Source organism: Nocardia uniformis NBRC 13702 (assembly GCF_001613345.1).
GTDB lineage: Bacteria > Actinomycetota > Actinomycetes > Mycobacteriales > Mycobacteriaceae > Nocardia > Nocardia uniformis.
The window spans coordinates 1-17,360 of sequence record NZ_BDCE01000105.1 but is presented as its reverse complement, the minus strand read 5'-3'; the positions used below and the strand labels follow the sequence as shown (position 1 = coordinate 17,360).

Genomic DNA, 17,360 nt, shown 5'->3' with positions numbered 1-17,360 from the left:
AGCATCGTTGACGCGACTGACGAAGTTCCGAAATCTGTGCCGTACAACCTGTTTGAACCCAATTCTATTCCGGGGCACCGACAAGTTCGGGCGTCGCGGGAGCCGCCCAGACACCCGTCGCGGCAGTATCTCGCGCATAGTCGGCGAAATCCTTCGGCCCCCGTCCGAGCGCGTGCCGGACCCCGTCCACCGTGCCGGAATTGCGGCCGTCCAAGAGCGTCCCGAACAGGTAGTCGAGCAGGCTCACCACATCACCTGGGAGCCCGTAGGAGAGCAGCGCCGTCGTGAACTCCGTGCGCGATACGGGCAGGAAAGCGATCTCGCGTCCGGTCGCGGCCGCGATTTCGGCCGCCGCCTCGGCGAATGTCAGTGCGCGCGGTCCGGTTACCTCGTAGACCCGCCCGAATCCCGGCTGAGTCAGGGCCGTCACCGCCACCTCGGCGATATCGTCGACATCCACGAACGGCTCGGGCACATCACCATTGGGCAGCGCCATTTCCCCGGCGTGGATGTAATCCAGGAACGCGCCCTCGCTGAAGTTCTGCGCGAAGAAGGCGCTGCGCACAATCGTCACCTCGAGACCCGAACCCCGCACAATGTCCTCGCATTCCAGCGCCTCTCGCTCACCACGCCCGGACAGCAGCACCAGTCGTCGCACCCCGGCCAGCTGCGCCGCCGCCGAGAATGCCTTGATAGCGGCGGGCGCGCCCGGCACCGCCAGATCCGGCTGATAGCTCAGGTAGACGGCGTCCACCCCGGCCAGCGCCGCCGCCCAGCCGGACCGGTCGGTCCAGTCGAAGGGGATAGCCGCCGAGCGGGAACCGCGCCGCACCGGCACACCGAGTTCATCCAGCCGCGCCGCGACGCGACTACCGGATTTACCGGTTGCGCCGAGTACGAGAACCAGGTTGCGGCTGTCGTTGATTGTCATGAATCGAGTACATCGGCATTCGGTGAGATCGAACATGGTTGAGAAGCGCGCCCACATTTGCCATCGTCTTACTGTGGATGCCCTGGCAAGCCTGCTCGAAGGACCCCGCGCGCGCGGCGCGTTCGTTATGCGGTCCTCATTCGATCCGCCCTGGTCGCTGCGCATCCGGGATGAGGCCCCGCTGACCGTGGTGGCTGTGGTGCGCGGCGGCGGCTGGATCGTCCCGGACCCCAAGGGCGGTAAACCGGTCGCCGCACGGCAATTGCGCACCGGCGATGTCGCCATTTTCCGCGGTCCGGACCACTACACCGTCGCCGATGACCCGGATACCGCGCCGCAGGTGATCATCCACCCCGGCCAGATCACCACCACCCCCGATGGCGAAGTGCTGTGCGAGACGCTGAGTTTGGGTATTCGCAGCTGGGGTACCAGTGCCGATGCCGAAACCGTGCTGGTCACCGGCACCTACGAACAGGAATCCGCGACCGGCCGCCGCCTGCTGCGCGCCCTGCCGCCGATTATTGTCCTGGGCCGCGGTGAATTCGACAGCCGGGTGCTGGATCTGCTGGTCGACGAGGCCGCCAAGGACCTTCCCGCCCAGGGCGCCATGCTCGATCGCCTCCTCGACCTGCTCACCATTGCCGCCCTGCGCGCCTGGTTCTCCCGCGCGGATGCCCCCGCCTGGTATCACGCCTACGCGGATCCGCTGGTGGGCAAGGCATTGCGCCTTATGCAGCACAATCCCGCCCACACCTGGACGGTGGCATCGCTGGCCACCGAGGTGGGCGTCTCCCGCGCCGCGCTCGCCCGCCGCTTCACCGAGCTGGTCGGCGAACCCCCGATGTCCTTCCTCACCGATTGGCGTCTGGCCCTGGCCGCCGACCTCCTGCACGAATCCGACGCGACGCTGGAATCCATTGCCCGCCGGGTGGGTTACGGCAGCGCCTTCGCGTTGAGTACGGCTTTCAAACGCCACTATGGCGTGAGTCCGCGCGACCACCGAGGCATGGCTGGGCAGGGACGCACTGCCTGACCGCGTGCGGCTCGGTGGCGTGTGGCTTGTCGTGAGTACGGATTGCGGCCGAGAGCACGTCGGAATGACGGGAAACCGGGTGCTCGATGATCGGGGAGCCGAGTGCTACTCGGCGGTTATCCGATGCGGCTCTGGGCCCATCGATCCGCCCCCACTATCGTCAGCCAGGTGACTCAGGAGCAGGACTACCCGGTGCTGTGGCCGGTCCCGACCCGCTGGGCGGACAACGACCACTACGGGCACGTCAATAACGTGACCTACTACTCGTACTTCGACACCGCTGTGAACGCGTGGCTCATGCACGCGACCGGTACCGATATCCGAGATCTACCCGCCATCGGCGTGGTGGCCCAGACCTCGTGCAAATACGTTGGCTCCCTGAGCTTTCCGGATGAGCTACAGGTCGGTATCCGTATTTCGCGGCTCGGGAACTCGAGTATCAGCTACGACCTCGCCATCTTCCGCGAGGCGGGCGAGGAGTTGAAGCTCGCCGCGACAGGCTCTTTCGTCCATGTCTATGTGGATGAGGTGACCCGTCTGCCGGTCGATATCCCCGAGGTTATTCGCGCCGCCGCGGAACCCCTGGTGGTTGTCCACAACCCGCCGCCGAATAACGCACAGCCCAATAGCGTCCACCCCAATAACGCTCACCCCAATAACGCACAGCCCGGCACCGAGCGGTCGGAGGCCGCTCCGGCCTGAGTACGGCCGAGTCCGCCCCCGTGATCCCGGCATGTTTAGGCCGGGATCCACAACCTCGGAACAAGTGTGGATTCCGGCCAAAACATGCCGGAATGACGGGGGCTCTGTTCAGACTCGGCCGAGTAGCGTGAGCGGATCCTCCACCAGCGTCGCCACGCTCGCCAGGAAGCGCGCCGCCTGCTCTCCGTCGATGAGGCGGTGGTCGAAGCTCAATCCGAGCGTGGTGACCCAGCGGACCGCGAGTTCATCGCGATGCACCCACGGCTTCTTCCGGATCGACCCCAGGCACAGAATGGCCGCTTCGCCCGGATTCACCAGCGCCACACCGGTATCCACGCCGAACACACCCACATTGCTGATGGTGAAGGTGCCGCCGGTCAGCTCGGGCAGCGCCGCTGTCCCGCCGCGCGCCGTCTCGGCCAGTCGGCTGATCTCCCGACACAGATCGCGCAGGCTCAGTGTCTGTGCCTCTTTGAGATTCGGTACCAGTAGGCCGCGTTGGGTGGCCACGGCGATTCCGAGATTCACATAGTGCTTGGTGACAATCTCCTGATTGGCCTCGTCCCACACCGCATTGAGCTCCGGAAATTCATTGAGCGCCACCAGCGTCGCCTTGGCGATCAGGGCCAGCGGTGTCAGCGACAGTCCCGCGAAGGCGGAGGTGGAGCGCAAATGATCCAGCAGCTCCATGGATCCGGTGAAATCGGTGGTCACGAAGGCGCTGGCCTGTGGGATGTCGCGGGCGCTGATTGTCATGGTGGCGGCGGTGCGTTTGCGAATTCCACTGACGGGCGTACGCGTTTCCCGTTCGGCGGGTGTCGACCGCGCCATCCCGTTTTCCGGCCGCATGGTCGGCACCGGCGGCGAGATATGAATCGGCAGATTCTCGGCTTCGACGCGGGCACCGCTCGCCCGCCGCACATCCTCGACCGTGACCGCACCCTCCGGCCCGGTCCCGCTCACCGCGGCGAGGTCGATTTCGAGTTCCCGCGCCAACTTTCGGGCCGCGGGAACCGCGGTGGGCCGTCCGGGTGCGTTCTCCGTGCGGGCGAGACCCTCACCGCCGATGCCCGAGTCGCTCAGGGCGGCAGAGTTCTTCGCACCTGCTCCCCGTGCCCGCCGCGACTTGGGCTCACTATCGGGCCCGTATCCGACCAGTACTGACTGCCTTTCGGTAGCGGCGTCCTCGGCGGCACCCGCGACCCGAATCAGCGGCGCACCCACCGGCACCGTGTCACCGGGACGGGCGAGTAGCTCCAGTACCTTCCCCGCGAATGGACAGGGCAGTGCCACCTGCGCTTTCGCGGTTTCGACTTCGGCAATGGTCTGGTTCAGCTCCACCTGATCACCGACCTCCACCGCCCACGACACCAATTCGGCATCCGCTAGGCCCTCACCGAGGTCGGGCAGTCGGAATTCCAGGACGTGCTGCTGATCTTCCACCGGGGCAACCTCCGTGGCAGTGACGGTCAGGCGGCTAGCGTTCGATCGACCGCGGCGAGAATGCGGTCGGGGTCGGGCAGGTGGTGCCGCTCGAGCTTAGCGGGGGGATAGGGGATGTCGAAGCCGCCGACCCGCAGGACCGGGGCCTGTAGGTGGAAGAAGCACCGTTCGGTGACGCGCGCGGCGATTTCCGCGCCGAGACCTCCGAATACCGGCGCCTCGTGCACCACGATGAGCCGTCCGGTCTTGCGCACCGAGGTCTCGATGGTGTCGAAGTCGATCGGCGACAGGCTGCGCAGGTCGATGACCTCCAGCGAATGTCCTTCCGTCGCCGCGATCTCAGCCGCCCCGAGTGCGGTTGCCACGGTGCCGCCGTAGGCGACGATGGTGGCGTCTGCCCCGGTGGTGCACACCCGGGCCTGATCGAGGGCCAGATCGCCCTCGCGGTCGAGTCGGTCGAAATCCAGGTCGGCTTTATCCCAGTACCGTCGTTTGGGCTCGAAGAAGATCACCGGATCGTCGAGCGAAATCGACTGTCGGATCATCAGATACGCGTCGGCCGGGTTGCTCGGCGACACCACCCGCAGTCCCGCGGTATGCGCGAAATACGCCTCCGGTGATTCGGAGTGATGCTCCACCGATCCGATGCCGCCGCCGAAGGGAATGCGGATGGTGATGGGAGCCACCACCTTTCCCTTCGTCCGGTAGTGGATCTTGGCGACTTGGCACACGATCTGGTCGAATGCCGGGTACACGAATCCGTCGAACTGGATCTCACACACCGGCCGCAGCCCGCGCAGCGCCATACCGAAAGCCGTTCCGATAATGCCGGATTCGGCCAGCGGGGTATCGATGACCCGGTTGTTCCCGAAATCCTTCTGCAGTGATTCGGTTACCCGGAACACTCCGCCGAGCCGCCCGATATCCTCACCCATCAGCACGACCTTCGGGTCATCCTCGAGGGCGCGGCGCAGGCCCATATTGATGGCTCCCGCGAATGTGGTCTTCATGGCCGGACTCCCTCCAGGTAGGCGGCGTACTCGCTGCGTTCCTCCTCGATGAGCGCATGCGGGGTGGCGTAGACGTGGTCGAACAGCTCCATGGGTTCCGGATCGGGCATGGCGACGGTGGCCGCGCGCATGCGCCGGGCGATATCGTCGGCGCGCTCGGTGACCTGCCGCTCGAAATCGCTGTCCCACATCCCTTCTCGATCGAGTAGCCGCTTCATCCGGTCGATCGGGTCGCGGCCCTGCCACAGTTCCAGTTCGGCCGAGGTGCGATAGCGGGTGGGATCGTCGGCGGTGGTGTGCGGACCCATGCGATAGGTGATGGCCTCGATGAAGGCCGGTCCGCCGCCGGACCGGGCGTGCGCGAGGGCCTGCCGGGTCACCGCGAGTACGGCGAGCGCGTCATTGCCGTCCACCTGTACACCGGGAATGCCGTATCCGAAGGCGCGCCGCGCGATCGGTGTGGCGCTCTGCACCCGGACCGGCGCGCTGATGGCCCAGTGGTTATTCTGGCAGAAGAAGACCACCGGCGCGCCCCAGGTCGCGGCGAAGCCGAGCGCCTCGGCGATATCGCCCTGACTGGTCGCGCCGTCCCCGAAGTAGGCGATGGTGGCGATTTCGGCACCCTCGAGATGCGCGGCGTAGGCGTAACCGGTGGCATGCAGCCCCTGCGCGCCCACCACGATCGCCGGATTGGTCATTTTGACGGCGTCGGCGTCCCAGCAGGAGTGGGCGACACCGCGCCAGAGCCGGGTCATATCCTCCGGTGCCACTCCGCGCACATGGGCGACGCCTGCCTCGCGATAGCTGCAGAACACGTAATCGTCGGGGTGCAGGGCATGCGCGGAACCGATCTGCGCGGCTTCCTGACCGAGCATCGGCGGCCACAGGCCGAGTTGGCCCTGCCGCTGCAATGCGGTCGCCTCGACATCGATTCGGCGGGCGATGACCATATCCGTGTAGAGCGCGCGCAATTCCGTAGCGCCGATATCCGAGACCAACGCCGCGTGCACCCTGTCGTGTACTCGACGGCCGTCGGGCTGAACCAGCTGTACCGGATAGGTGTTCTTGTCGGGCATGGGTCTCGCCTCCTCGAAGCACCGTGTACTCCGTCATCGGAGCGGGATTGTGTCCCGTTCCGCGGAGTACGTGTCCTGTATCACTCAGCTTCCTCCGTGGGGCGATCTGCGCAAGCCGACACGCGTCAACTGTGCAGAATGCTCGGTTGTATAGGGATCGCGGGTGGCAAACTGTTTTCTATGTCCAGTAGGGAGCCGGTAACCCCCATAGTCGACGCCACCGATGCCCGCCTATTGCTGGAACTGGTTGCCCACCCCCGCGCGACGGGGGTGGAACTGGCGGCTCGGCTGGGTCTGTCGCGCAATACCGTGCAGGCCAGGCTGGCGCGGTGGGAGGCAAGCGGGGTATTGGCCAGCTTCGAGCGGCGGGTGGAACCGCGGGCGCTCGGCTATCCGCTGGCGGCTTTCGTGGCGGTGGTCGTGGATCAACATCAACTCGATGAGGTGGTCGCCGAGCTCGCCGAGATTCCGGAGGTCACCGAGGTGTGCGGGACGACCGGGCCGACCGATCTGACGGTCCGGGTGGTGGCGGCCGATGCCGACAATCTCTATCGCGTCACCGGGCAGATTCTCAAGATTCCCGGTGTGGTGCGGACCAATATGTCACTCGTCATGCAGGAGTTCGTCGGCCCGCGAATCACGCCGCTGCTGGACCGGTTGGCGGGATCGAACGGTGCGGTGGTGCGATCCGTCGAGTGAACCGTTGCGCGGGTCGCTCGGCCGGTTGGCCGGCCCGCGTTCGCGGCACTTTCGGGATCGGGGGCTTCGGTTACGGTGCCCTCATGGATGTTGCGGGCAAGGTAGCGATTGTCACCGGGGCTGGGTCCGGGATCGGGGCGGCGGTGGCCGGCGGGCTGGTGGTGGCCGGGGCGCGGGTCGTCCTAGCGGATCTGGACGCGGCGGCGGTCCACGGGGTCGCCGAATCGCTCGGCGCGAGTGCGGTTTCGGTCGCCGGGGATGTTTCGGATGCGGCCGTGATTCAGACGCTGATCGATCGGTCCGAGGCCGAATTCGGGCCGGTGGACCTGTATTTCGCCAATGCGGGGATATTCGGTGCGCGCGGGCTGGACGGCTCCGATGCGGAGTGGGCGGCCGCCCTGGATGTGAATGTCATGGCGCACGTGCGGGCGGCGCAGCTGCTGGTGCCGGGGTGGCTGGAGCGGGGCGCCGGATATTTCGTATCCACGGCCTCCGCGGCGGGACTGCTGACCCAGATCGGCTCCGCGCCCTACGCGATGACCAAGCACGCCGCGGTCGGCTTCGCCGAATGGCTCTCGGTCACCTACGGCGACAAGGGAATTCGCGTGAGCTGTGTATGTCCCATGGGTGTGGACACCGCCCTGCTGCGCGCGGGCACCGAAAGCTCCGTCGCCGCCGCGGCCGCCGAACCCGCCATCCGCGCCGTGGTGACGGCGGGCAAGGTGCTCTCCGCCGATGAGGTGGCCGACGAGATCCTGGCCGGGGTCGCCGCCGAACGGTTCCTCATCCTCCCGCATCCGGAAGTCCTCGATATGTACCGCTTCAAAGGTTCCGACTACGACCGCTGGTTGAGCGGTATGCGCCGCTTCCAAGCCTCACTGGAGAGCTGATCGGGGCGGGGCCACGGTCAGCGCAATTCAGGCCAGTTTCGGGGGATTGGCTGGCGACCGGTGGACTGGTCCACGGTCAAACTGGGCCGATGAGCACCGCCGATGTCGAGACCGCCCCCACCGCTGGACTGGAACCCGAGGTCGGTATCGCCCAGGCGGTGGGGGCCGGAGTCGTCACGGCGCTGGTCGGATTCACCAGTACGTTCGCGGTGGTACTGGCCGGATTGACCGCGATGGGGGCCACCTCCGCGCAGGCCGCGTCCGGACTGTTCGCGGTCTGCGTCACGCAGGGTGTCGGAATTCTCCTGCTCAGTCGCCGGTATCGAATGCCGATCACATTGGCCTGGTCGACGCCCGGCGCGGCCCTCTTGGCGGGGACCGGCGCGGTGGTGGGTGGCTGGCCCGCGGCGGTGGGCGCGTTCGTGGTCACCGGTGTGTTGATCGTGGCGACCGGATTCTGGCAGCGGCTCGGTGCGTTGATCGCCGCCATTCCGGTGGAGATCGCGCAGGCCATGCTGGCGGGGGTACTGCTGCCGCTGTGCCTCGCGCCTATGCGGGCGCTGACCGTGAGTCCGGCCATTGTGGTTCCGGCCATTGTGGTCTGGTTGGTACTGCAGCGGTTCGCCGCGCGGTGGGCGGTTTTGGCGGCCTTCGCGGTGGCGGCGGTCGGCGCGGGTATCGACATCGTGGTGACGCACCGCAGCCTCGAATTGGCCGCCATGGTGCCGCGTATCGAACCGACCATGCCGCACTGGAGTTGGCAGGCCCTGATCGGCGTCGCCATCCCGCTCTACATCGTGACCATGGCGGCGCAGAACATTCCCGGCACCGCGATTATGAGTTCCTTCGGCTACCGGGTCCCCTGGCGTTCCGCCATGACCGTCACCGGGCTCGGCACCATCCTCGGCGCGCCCGCGGGCGGGCACGCCATCAATCTCGCGGCGGTCAGTGCCGCGCTCTCCGCCGCCCCCGCCGCGCACCCGGACCCCAAACGCCGCTGGATCGCCGCCACCACCGCGGGCGGTTGTTATCTGGTGCTGGCCCTGGCCTCCGGCGCACTCGTCACCTTCGCCGCCGCCGCTCCCGACGGCGTCCTGGAAACCGTTGCGGGCCTTGCTCTCATCGCTACCCTGGCCGCCGCCCTCACCGCCGCCCTGACCCCCACTGATAACCGCTCCGCCGCCGCCATGACCTTCCTCGTCGCCGCCTCCGGCGTCACCGTCCTCGGCATCGGCGCCGCCTTCTGGGCCCTGGTGGCGGGCCTCGCCGTTCGCTGGTTCCTGCGCCCTCGCCCCGAGCCGTCCCCGCCCGAACCCAGCGCTGTCGCCACCCGCCCCGCGTCGCCGGAATCGTGAGACTCCGACGCCCACTCCACATCGCCGGAATCGTTCGGCGAGACGACCACTCTGTGTCACGAAACCATGAGGGTAGATGCTCGTTCCGCATTGCGGGGGCGTGAGAGGGGGAGGCCACTCCACATCGCCGGAATGGTGGGAGGGAGGGATGCTCGTTCCGCGTCTCCGCCAGTCCTGCGAGGATGCACCCACTGCGCGTCACTGAACGGCGAGGGGAGCGGCGGTACACACTCGCATCACGCCGCCACCAGTTCCCTGACTGCCGGTCCGGCCCCGTGCGGCGCAGGTCATGGCGGACTACGCGTTTCGGGCGGGACGAGGGAGGGTTGCTGCGCGGTGGGTGACGGTCTGCGTAGGGTGAACGTTGTTGGTGCGTGAGTGGGATTCTGCGACGAGGAGTTGGCTTGAGCGCGGTATTGATCTCGGCTGAGGAGCTTCGGGACCAGTTGTCGGACACGGATTCTCGGGTTCGGCTGTTGGATGTCCGCTGGGCGCTGGGTGATCCGGATGGGCCGCAGCACTATCTGGACGGTCATATTCCGGGTGCGGTGTTCGTGGATCTGGAGACCGAACTCGCCGCCCCGGCCTCTCCCGCGCGCGGCCGCCATCCGCTCCCGGAGATCGCGCACCTGCAAAAGTGTGCCCGCAGTTGGGGTTTGCGCACCGGCGATACCGTCGTCGTGTACGACGCCACCGGCGGTATGGCGGCCGCTCGTGCCTGGTGGCTGTTGCGTTGGGCCGGAGTCTCGGACGTCCGCATCCTCGACGGCGGCCTGCCCGCCTGGCAGGACGCGGGCGGCGAAGTGGTCGCGGGCACCGAATCGGATCTGGAACCCGGCGATATCGTCCTCACCCCCGGTCACCTGCCCACCATTGACGCCGATACCGCAGCCACCTGGCCCGGCCTCCTCCTCGATGCCCGCGCGGCCGACCGCTATCGCGGCGAGGCGGAGCCGATCGACCCCCGTGCCGGTCATATCCCCGGCGCGCACAGTGCCCCGACCGCCGAAAACCTCACCCCGGAAGGCCGTTTCAGGTCTCCCGACGAATTACGCTCCCGCTTCGCCGCTTTCGGCGACGGCAAGGTGGCCGTCTACTGCGGCTCCGGTGTCACCGCCGCCCACCAGATAGCCGCCCTGGCCGCCGCGAATATCGAGGCCGCCCTCTACCCCGGCTCCTGGTCCCAGTGGTCCCACGACCCCAAACGCCCCGTCGCCACGGCGTAACCCTCCTGCCCCGCAGCGGGTCGATCGAATGCGGATGGCCAGGGCGCGGCCGCTCACAGCGGTTCCGCGAGGTCTCCCATGCGCCATCAGGGGCAGCCGGTGGCGACCCGCTGGAGCGCCGCCTTGTCGGCGGCGGTGATGGGGAGACTGTATTGGGCCGCGACCGTTAAATACTTGCCCGCGTAGAAGCAGTGGGTGGCGGCCGAGGGTGGGAGCCAATCGGCGGGAGTGTTGTCGCTCTTGTCCTGATTGATTTTTCCGTTCACCGCCAGCAGGTTGTAGTCGAGGTCATTGGCGAAGCGGAGTCGACGATCGCGGGACCAGCCGGAGGCACCCATATCCCAGGCGGCGGCCAGCGGATAGACGTGGTCGATCTGAATATCTTTGGCGTCGGCCTTGTCGAAGATGATGCGGCGGCTGGTATAGGGGTCGTCGAGGATCCCGGACAGGACCACACAGTTATTGGTCCCGGCCCGGAAGGTCACCTCGGTGAGCTGCCGAGCCAGCGCGTTATTACGGGTGTCGCAGCCGTCGTGCGCACCGGGGGCATCGGTGTCGTCGCTCCACGCGGGCCCGAACACACAGCCCTGGCCGGTCTTGCAGCCGCGTTCGTAACCCCCGGGATACGGCCGCGCGGGCAGAACCTGCACCTCGGCGAGCAACTGCTCGATCTGCGCCCGACCGGGACTGCCGGGTGCGGGCGCTACCCGGTGTCCGAGCACCGAGCATCCACACAGGCCGATCAGCACTATTACGCACGCCGCGAGCCTCCGGTATCGCGGCGCGTGCGTCGGATATCGCGAGGCGAGGGAAGCCGACCGGGCGGCAGTTCGCGCGGCAGCCAACTCCGGAACTTCCGATTGTCGAATTCTCCGCGTGGACGGCACATCTCACATCTACCCGCATGGATCGACTCCATGTGGATTTCGCGAAACTTGGCACCGGTTGCGAGTTCTCGCACCGGTTGTGGGACTACAACCAGGCGCGAGCCAGAATATCGTCCGCCGAATTCTCCGACATCTGCGGTGGGAACCGAGTCGCCGCGAGCGTTTCGACATGAGCACCGTCGTGCCCGATCACCCACGATCCGCCGCGATCTTCGCATTCGGCGATCTTGGCGAATGTGGTCAGCAGGAAGCTGATGGCGTCACGTGGATCGACCGTGCGGGCCAAGCGCTGAGATTCGCCCGGCCGGGACAGATCCAGCCACACCCCCGCCTGTCCGTCCAGCCGCATACCCACAATCTTCGTGACATCCACGAAGGTGAATTTCCGCCGCTCCCACGGCGTTGTGGGCGTGAAGCTCTGCTCTAGCACTTGGAGCAGGATCGTCATCTTCACGGCCTCCCTCGGTATCAAGTTATCGCGGCCCTGGCTGAGCTGCGAATGGATTGTCGCCGGTGCGCCTCACCCGATTGCCGCTAAAGCGCAGCATTCACCGCACTTGTGCAATGACCAGCGGATATTCCAGTATGTTCCGCCGCCGATCAGAAATAAAGACCCGGTGGGCGGCCGATCCGCCGGCAATCCGGGCGGCCGACCGCGTCCGGGCCCCGACAAGTCCATGAGCAGGGCAAATCGGACCATCCCGCGCACCCGCCGCGGGGGTGTCGGACTCGGCTGATTTGATGGGCGGATGCTGCACGGACTGTGGTCGCCGGGATCCGGCTTGGTGCTGTGGCAGCATCCGGACGGTGAGCCGGTAGCGGTGGATACGCTGCCCGAGCCGCTGGGGAGCATGGTGCGCGCGGCCAGATTCCGGCACCGGGCCGAGGTGCTGGTACCCGGTCAGTACGGGCCGGGGCCGATGGAGGTGCGCGGTCACGCGCTGGCCCCGGAGTCGGCCGCCCGGGTACTGCTCCAGAAACTTCCACTCGCTGCGGTCTCGGGCGATCTGCGATTCCTCGCGCATATCGCGTGCGGTATCGAGCGCTGGGTGCGGGCGGGGCGGATCGTGCCCGAGGTGCGCCGCGACGATGGCGAGTGGTGGGTGCGCTGGCGGCTGCTCGGTGGCCAGAAGCAACGCGCCTGGCAGGCGGAGCTCGCGGTCGCCATGCCCGCCGCGCTGCGCGTCGCGGGTCGTCCCTCCGCCGTGCTGGAGGACTTCATCGCCGAACTCGCGGACCCCATTGCCCGCCTGCACCTCGCGGATTCCGAAGCGGCCATTGCCCATCCGCTGATCGCCGCACTGGTCGGGGATGGGCCACTGGAGACCGGTTCGCACCGGGTGGCGGCGGTATTGGAGGACTGGCGCACGAGTCTGACCGCCGATGAGCCCGAGCTGGTCTTGCGGTTGGTGGAACCCCTTGGGGAGGAAGCTGATTCAGCCGACGCGCTGTGGCGGCTGGAGGTGTGTCTGCGGGAGGAGGGGGAGGCTCCGCAGCCGGTACTGCTATCGGGCGATCCGCAATTGGTGTGGGTGGCGGGGGAGAAGCTGGCGGCGGCCAAGCTGGCCTATCCGCGGCTGCGTGATCTACCCGGTGATTCGCACAGTATGGATGTGCTGCTGCCGAGTGAGGTGGTGACGGATCTGGTGGCGCACGGCGCGCACGCCCTGCAATCGGCGGGGGTGCGACTGCTGCTGCCGCGTGCCTGGAAGATCACCGCCCCCAGTCTGCGGCTGCGGGTGCAGAGCCCCGCCGCCACCGAAAGCGAGGTCGGTCTACAGGGTTTGGTGTCCTACCACTGGGAGCTGGCGCTCGGCGATACCGTGCTCACCCCCGCCGAAATGGCCCGGCTGATCCAGGCGAAATCCGATCTGGTCCAGCTGCGCGGCGAGTGGGTGCAGGCCGACCACCGGGTCCTGGCGGCCGCCGCCGAATACGTCTCGGGCCGCGCCGATGACACCCCCACGACCATTGCCGGTCTCTTCGCCGAACTGGCCGCCAACCCGGTCACCCGCATCCCCCTGGAGCCGATTACCGCAACCGGTTGGGTGGCAGAACTTTTCGACACCGACCACCCCACCGACCCCGTCCCGACTCCCATCGGCCTGAAGGCGGAGCTGCGCCCCTACCAGCAGCGTGGCCTGACCTGGCTGGCCACCATGAGCCGCCTCGGGTGTGGCGCGGTCCTCGCCGACGATATGGGCCTCGGCAAGACAATCCAGGTCCTGGCACTGCTCCTGCACGAGCGCGAAACCGCCCCGACGGCAGCGACATTCGCCAGTAAAGCTGCCGGTGTCGGTCGGGGGTCCTCCGCGAAGCCACCGGGCGGCGAAGTCACTGGAACGGACGTGGTACCCGACGGGGACGCTGCTGCCGAAGTGCGTACGCGCACACCCCGGCCCGAATCCGATGAGAGTGCCGCACAGGGTGAAACCACCAGGCCAGCGAAGGTAGCGGGCGCACTCGGGCCGACACTGCTGGTGTGCCCCATGTCGGTGGTCGGCAACTGGCAGCGCGAGGCGGAGCGCTTCACGCCGGGCCTGCGGGTGCTGGTACATCATGGGGCGGGGCGGCGTAGTGGCGCGGAATTCGATGCGGCGGTGGCTGATTCGGATTTGGTGGTGACCACCTACGCACTGCTGGCCCGGGATGTCGAGGAGTTGAAGCGGCAGGGGTGGCAGCGGGTGGTGCTGGACGAGGCGCAGCACATCAAGAACGCGGCGACCCGGCAGGCGCGGGCGGCGCGCGCGATACCCGCGCGACATCGGTTGGCGCTCACCGGTACTCCGGTGGAAAACCGGCTCGAGGAATTGCGGTCGATTCTCGACTTCGCCAATCCGAAACTGCTCGGCAAGGCATCGGAGTTCCACGCCCGCTTCGCGATACCGATCGAACGCGAGCGCGATGAGAATGCCGTCGCCCGCCTGCGCGCCATTACCGCCCCGTTCGTCCTGCGTCGCGTGAAGACCGATCCGGCGGTGATCTCCGATCTGCCGGAGAAGATCGAGATGACGGTGCGCGCCAATCTCACCGTCGAACAGGCCGCGCTGTATCAGGCGGTGCTCGACGATATGACGCAGAAGCTGAAGGCCATGAAGACCAAGGACGGTCTGGGTCGTAAGGGTGCGGTGCTGGCGGCGCTGACCCGGCTCAAGCAGGTGTGCAATCACCCGGCGCACTACCTCGGTGACGGCTCCGCGCTACTGCGCCGCGGCACCCACCGCTCCGGCAAACTGGCCCTGGTGGAGGACATTCTCGAATCCGTACTGGCCGATGGCGAACGGGCCCTGCTGTTCACTCAGTTCCGCGAATTCGGCGAATTGATCTCGCCGTTCTTCACCGAACGCTTCGGCGTGGAGGTGCCCTTTCTGCACGGTGGCGTGAGTAAGCAGCGCCGCGACGATATGGTCACCCGCTTCCAGGAATCCGACGGCCCACCATTGATGCTGCTGTCACTCAAGGCGGGCGGCACCGGGCTCAACCTCACCGCCGCCAATCATGTTGTCCACCTGGACCGCTGGTGGAATCCGGCCGTCGAGAACCAGGCCACCGACCGCGCCTTCCGCATCGGCCAGCGCCGCGACGTCCAGGTCCGCAAACTGGTGTGCGTCGACACGATTGAAGAGCGCATCGACGACATGCTCACCGGTAAGAGCCAACTCGCCGACCTGACCGTCGGCGTCGGCGAGAACTGGATTACCGAGATGAGCGATGACGAACTGCGCAACCTGTTCGCTCTGGGCACGGAGGCGGTGGGTGAATGAGCGATGACATCGACTACAGCCAGTTCGGCAAGCGCCGCCCGGTGCGCGGCGGTGTCCAACCCCGCAGCCGCCGAGGCGCTTTCGGAACCACCCGCTGGGGCCGCTCCTTCCTGGAAGCCATCGAGAAGGTGGCCGATGCCGGTCGTCTCACCCGTGGCCGTTCCTACGCCCGCTCCGGGCAGGTAATCAACTACCACATCGAACCCGGTGCGGTGACCGCCGAAGTCCAGGGCAGCCAACCCCGCCCGTTCACCGCGGTCCTCACCATCCGCCAGATCCGAGACGACCGGCTGGAAGAACTGATCACCCTGGTCCGCCGAACCCCCGGCATGCTGGTCGAAATCGCCGCCGGCACCCTGCCCCGGGCCCTGGCGCCGCTGCTGCTCCCCACCACGGTCTCCGAACTCGACTTCGCCTGTAGCTGCCCCGATCTCGGCTGGCCCTGCAAACATGTGGCCGCCGTCTGCTACGTGGTGGCCGAACGCCTCGACGAGCAGCCCAGGGAGCTGCTCGTCCTGCGCGGGGTGGATCTGGACACCTTGATCGGTGCCGTCCAACGCGATTCGGCCCCGCCCGATCCGGTGGATCTCTACGGCGACGAAACCACCCTCCCCGAACTCCCCACCCCCGACTTCCACCCGGCCCCGGAAGACCTCGACCCCGCCGTCCTGCGCCAGGTCCTCCGCATGACCGCCGAAGACGAACCCACCGCGGAGCAGGGGCTCCACGCTCTCCGCAGCCTGTACCGAGCCCTCCCTCAGCGTGGTTGAAAGCGCGGTGTCGGCACATCGCGGCCCGCAGCCCACGTGTCGGTACTGCGTATCGCCCGCGCGCCGTGTCGCCACAGTGCATCGCCCGAGCCCCCGTGTCGGCGCAGAGGGTCCGCGTGTCGGTATGCAGCCCCCGGAATGACGAGGCGGACCTCCTTCGAGGCGAACGCAAACGGGGTGGACTTCACGCGGGGTGGACTTCACGCGGGGGTGGAACTCACGCGAGGCGACCGCAAATCCCGGTAATGCTCAGCCGCGATCGCGCAGTAGCAGCACCGCACCTACGCCGAGCACGATCGCACCGGAAATCAGTACGGTCAGAGCGCCTCCCGCGGCGTGATCGCTCCAATCCCAGACCGATTGTGAGACCGCCAATGCGAGGGCCGCGCCGCCGCCGATAATGAGCACCCCGTGGCGGTCGCCGGCGTACAGCGCGAAGCACACGACGGCCACCAGGACGGTGAGTGTGTAGGTCCACGCCGTCTGGTTGTACCCCGCGATCTGCGCCCCGATCAGCGCGGTCGCAATGGCGATCGAGTATCCCGCCCAGGGTGGCGCGGCGTGGCCGGACCGACTGAGCGCGAACCAGATTCCGCCCAGTGCCACCAGGCCGATGCCGACCCAGGGGTCGCCCGCATCCACGACTTCGCGCAGCGATCCGCCGACGGTGAGGCCCGCGAACAGGGCGGTGCCGAGCAATCCGACCAGCGATGGCAGGGCCGCGTACCCGACGGCCGTGGCCACCAGCCCGGCGGTCACCGCCCACAACCAGGCATGCTCAGCGCCGTTCTCATCGGCCACGGTTCCGACAATGGCGGTGACGCACAGCGCGGCGAGCAGGAACAGGACCGCGGCCAACCGCATCGGCACGGTCCGCGCGCCCGCGTCCCGCACGAACAGCCCCGACCGTCCACCCGCCAGGAGCATCCCGCCGACGGTGAGCCCGACCGCGAGGACCGTCAGGGTGATGAGCTGTCCGAGCCGGTCCAGTTCATCCCACGTCGAATCCAGCAGCAGAATAATCCCGCCGAGCACCAAACCCGCTCCGGCATAGGCCGCGATCTCCGCGAACAGCCGCGTCAGCGACCCGCCCCCGGGGCGCTCCTCCGCGACCGCCGCCGCCACCGCATCGCGTTGCGCGGGCGTCACTACGCCCTCGTCGACCAACCGCCCCAGCGCCGCCCCCAGCCTGCGTTCATCGGTCATACGCCCAGTATGGCCTGCTGCCAGGGTTCCTCCGGCTAAGCGTGGTGCCGGAAGCACCGCACGTTTCAAGGCGAACTGTCCTGGCCTTCAGGCGTGGCGAACTGTCCCGTCATTCCGGCGGGGCGAACTGCCCGGTCAGTCCCGCGCAGCGGATCCCCCGTCATTCCGGCGCGCTTCTTGGCCGGAATCCACACTGTGTGGCAAGCCCTTTCGGGTGTGGATTCCGGCCACAAGCACGCCGGAATGACGAGAGGGTTTTACGCGTGGAACTTCTGACCGGGCGCTGGGTCGCGGTCGCGATACGGCCCGGCCGCCTACGTCATTCCGGCAGGCTTTTGGCCGGAATCCACACCCGCAGTAGTGGATCC

At 67.4% G+C, this 17,360-nt stretch carries 14 protein-coding genes and 1 pseudogene; 8 read left to right on the top strand and 7 right to left on the bottom strand.

Annotated elements, in window-relative coordinates; all coding sequences use genetic code 11:
* Positions 1-64: 64 nt before the first annotated feature.
* The gene (locus NU1_RS36235) at positions 65-931 is read right to left on the bottom strand and encodes an SDR family oxidoreductase (RefSeq protein ID WP_067528744.1); all 867 of its coding nucleotides are present in this window, start codon (positions 929-931) and stop codon (positions 65-67) included.
* Positions 932-1,004: 73 nt separating this feature from the next.
* Here NU1_RS36235 and NU1_RS36230 point away from each other — a divergent pair, with 73 nt between their 5' ends.
* Positions 1,005-1,964, top strand: coding sequence for an AraC family transcriptional regulator (locus tag NU1_RS36230; RefSeq protein ID WP_067528741.1), 960 nt, complete (start codon positions 1,005-1,007; stop codon positions 1,962-1,964).
* Between the two features lie 123 nt (positions 1,965-2,087).
* Positions 2,088-2,552: pseudogene (locus NU1_RS36225) on the top strand (acyl-CoA thioesterase); the annotation flags it as partial.
* A 222-nt stretch (positions 2,553-2,774) separates the two neighbouring features.
* On the opposite strand, the gene NU1_RS36220 reads toward NU1_RS36225, so the two are convergent.
* From NU1_RS36220 to pdhA, 3 genes are read right to left on the bottom strand one after another with little or no spacing between them, the layout of a single operon-like run.
* The gene (locus NU1_RS36220; RefSeq protein ID WP_067528739.1) at positions 2,775-4,109 is read right to left on the bottom strand and encodes a dihydrolipoamide acetyltransferase family protein; all 1,335 of its coding nucleotides are present in this window, start codon (positions 4,107-4,109) and stop codon (positions 2,775-2,777) included.
* 26 nt (positions 4,110-4,135) lie between these two features.
* Positions 4,136-5,119 (bottom strand): alpha-ketoacid dehydrogenase subunit beta, encoded by a 984-nt coding sequence (locus NU1_RS36215; RefSeq protein ID WP_067528737.1) that lies wholly within the window; start codon positions 5,117-5,119, stop codon positions 4,136-4,138.
* A complete protein-coding gene (gene pdhA, locus NU1_RS36210; protein ID WP_067528735.1) occupies positions 5,116-6,195 on the bottom strand; it encodes a pyruvate dehydrogenase (acetyl-transferring) E1 component subunit alpha in 1,080 nt (359 codons plus the stop codon). Before pdhA ends, NU1_RS36215 begins: the two co-directional genes overlap by 4 nt.
* 180 nt (positions 6,196-6,375) lie before the next feature.
* On the opposite strand from pdhA, the gene NU1_RS36205 reads away from it, so the two are divergent.
* The 4 genes from NU1_RS36205 to NU1_RS36190 all read left to right on the top strand — a co-directional run bounded on the left by NU1_RS36205 (position 6,376) and on the right by NU1_RS36190 (position 10,365).
* Positions 6,376-6,894, top strand: a complete 519-nt coding sequence (locus NU1_RS36205) for an Lrp/AsnC family transcriptional regulator (RefSeq protein WP_067528733.1) — start codon at positions 6,376-6,378, stop codon at positions 6,892-6,894.
* Between the two features lie 83 nt (positions 6,895-6,977).
* The gene (locus NU1_RS36200; RefSeq protein ID WP_067528750.1) at positions 6,978-7,784 is read left to right on the top strand and encodes an SDR family oxidoreductase; all 807 of its coding nucleotides are present in this window, start codon (positions 6,978-6,980) and stop codon (positions 7,782-7,784) included.
* Between the two features lie 89 nt (positions 7,785-7,873).
* Positions 7,874-9,139 (top strand): benzoate/H(+) symporter BenE family transporter, encoded by a 1,266-nt coding sequence (locus NU1_RS36195; protein ID WP_067528731.1) that lies wholly within the window; start codon positions 7,874-7,876, stop codon positions 9,137-9,139.
* A gap of 416 nt (positions 9,140-9,555) precedes the next feature.
* The gene (locus NU1_RS36190; RefSeq protein ID WP_067528748.1) at positions 9,556-10,365 is read left to right on the top strand and encodes a sulfurtransferase; all 810 of its coding nucleotides are present in this window, start codon (positions 9,556-9,558) and stop codon (positions 10,363-10,365) included.
* 86 nt (positions 10,366-10,451) lie between these two features.
* Here NU1_RS36190 and NU1_RS36185 read toward each other — a convergent pair whose 3' ends face one another.
* Positions 10,452-11,087, bottom strand: a complete 636-nt coding sequence (locus tag NU1_RS36185) for an HNH endonuclease family protein (RefSeq protein ID WP_245720471.1) — start codon at positions 11,085-11,087, stop codon at positions 10,452-10,454.
* 250 nt (positions 11,088-11,337) lie between these two features.
* Complete coding sequence (locus NU1_RS36180; RefSeq protein WP_067528729.1) at positions 11,338-11,700, bottom strand: hypothetical protein; 363 nt, start codon at positions 11,698-11,700, stop codon at positions 11,338-11,340.
* A 301-nt stretch (positions 11,701-12,001) separates the two neighbouring features.
* On the opposite strand from NU1_RS36180, the gene NU1_RS36175 reads away from it, so the two are divergent.
* A complete protein-coding gene (locus NU1_RS36175; RefSeq protein ID WP_067528727.1) occupies positions 12,002-15,016 on the top strand; it encodes a DEAD/DEAH box helicase in 3,015 nt (1,004 codons plus the stop codon).
* Complete coding sequence (locus NU1_RS36170) at positions 15,013-15,786, top strand: SWIM zinc finger family protein (RefSeq protein WP_067528725.1); 774 nt, start codon at positions 15,013-15,015, stop codon at positions 15,784-15,786. Before NU1_RS36175 ends, NU1_RS36170 begins: the two co-directional genes overlap by 4 nt.
* Positions 15,787-16,035: 249 nt before the next feature.
* Here NU1_RS36170 and NU1_RS36165 read toward each other — a convergent pair whose 3' ends face one another.
* The gene (locus tag NU1_RS36165) at positions 16,036-16,992 is read right to left on the bottom strand and encodes a DUF2157 domain-containing protein (RefSeq protein WP_067528723.1); all 957 of its coding nucleotides are present in this window, start codon (positions 16,990-16,992) and stop codon (positions 16,036-16,038) included.
* Between the last annotated feature and the right edge of the window lie 368 nt (positions 16,993-17,360).

What these genes read in the sequence shown, in the direction of transcription:
- pdhA (WP_067528735.1), bottom strand. Translation starts at nt 6,195, where the DNA reads ATGCCCGACAAGAACACCTATCCGGTACAGCTGGTTCAGCCCGACGGC.
- NU1_RS36175 (WP_067528727.1), top strand. Translation starts at nt 12,002, where the DNA reads ATGCTGCACGGACTGTGGTCGCCGGGATCCGGCTTGGTGCTGTGGCAG.
- NU1_RS36180 (WP_067528729.1), bottom strand. Translation starts at nt 11,700, where the DNA reads ATGACGATCCTGCTCCAAGTGCTAGAGCAGAGCTTCACGCCCACAACG.
- NU1_RS36215 (WP_067528737.1), bottom strand. Translation starts at nt 5,119, where the DNA reads ATGAAGACCACATTCGCGGGAGCCATCAATATGGGCCTGCGCCGCGCC.
- NU1_RS36205 (WP_067528733.1), top strand. Translation starts at nt 6,376, where the DNA reads ATGTCCAGTAGGGAGCCGGTAACCCCCATAGTCGACGCCACCGATGCC.
- NU1_RS36235 (WP_067528744.1), bottom strand. Translation starts at nt 931, where the DNA reads ATGACAATCAACGACAGCCGCAACCTGGTTCTCGTACTCGGCGCAACC.
- NU1_RS36170 (WP_067528725.1), top strand. Translation starts at nt 15,013, where the DNA reads ATGAGCGATGACATCGACTACAGCCAGTTCGGCAAGCGCCGCCCGGTG.
- NU1_RS36165 (WP_067528723.1), bottom strand. Translation starts at nt 16,992, where the DNA reads ATGACCGATGAACGCAGGCTGGGGGCGGCGCTGGGGCGGTTGGTCGAC.
- NU1_RS36195 (WP_067528731.1), top strand. Translation starts at nt 7,874, where the DNA reads ATGAGCACCGCCGATGTCGAGACCGCCCCCACCGCTGGACTGGAACCC.
- NU1_RS36200 (WP_067528750.1), top strand. Translation starts at nt 6,978, where the DNA reads ATGGATGTTGCGGGCAAGGTAGCGATTGTCACCGGGGCTGGGTCCGGG.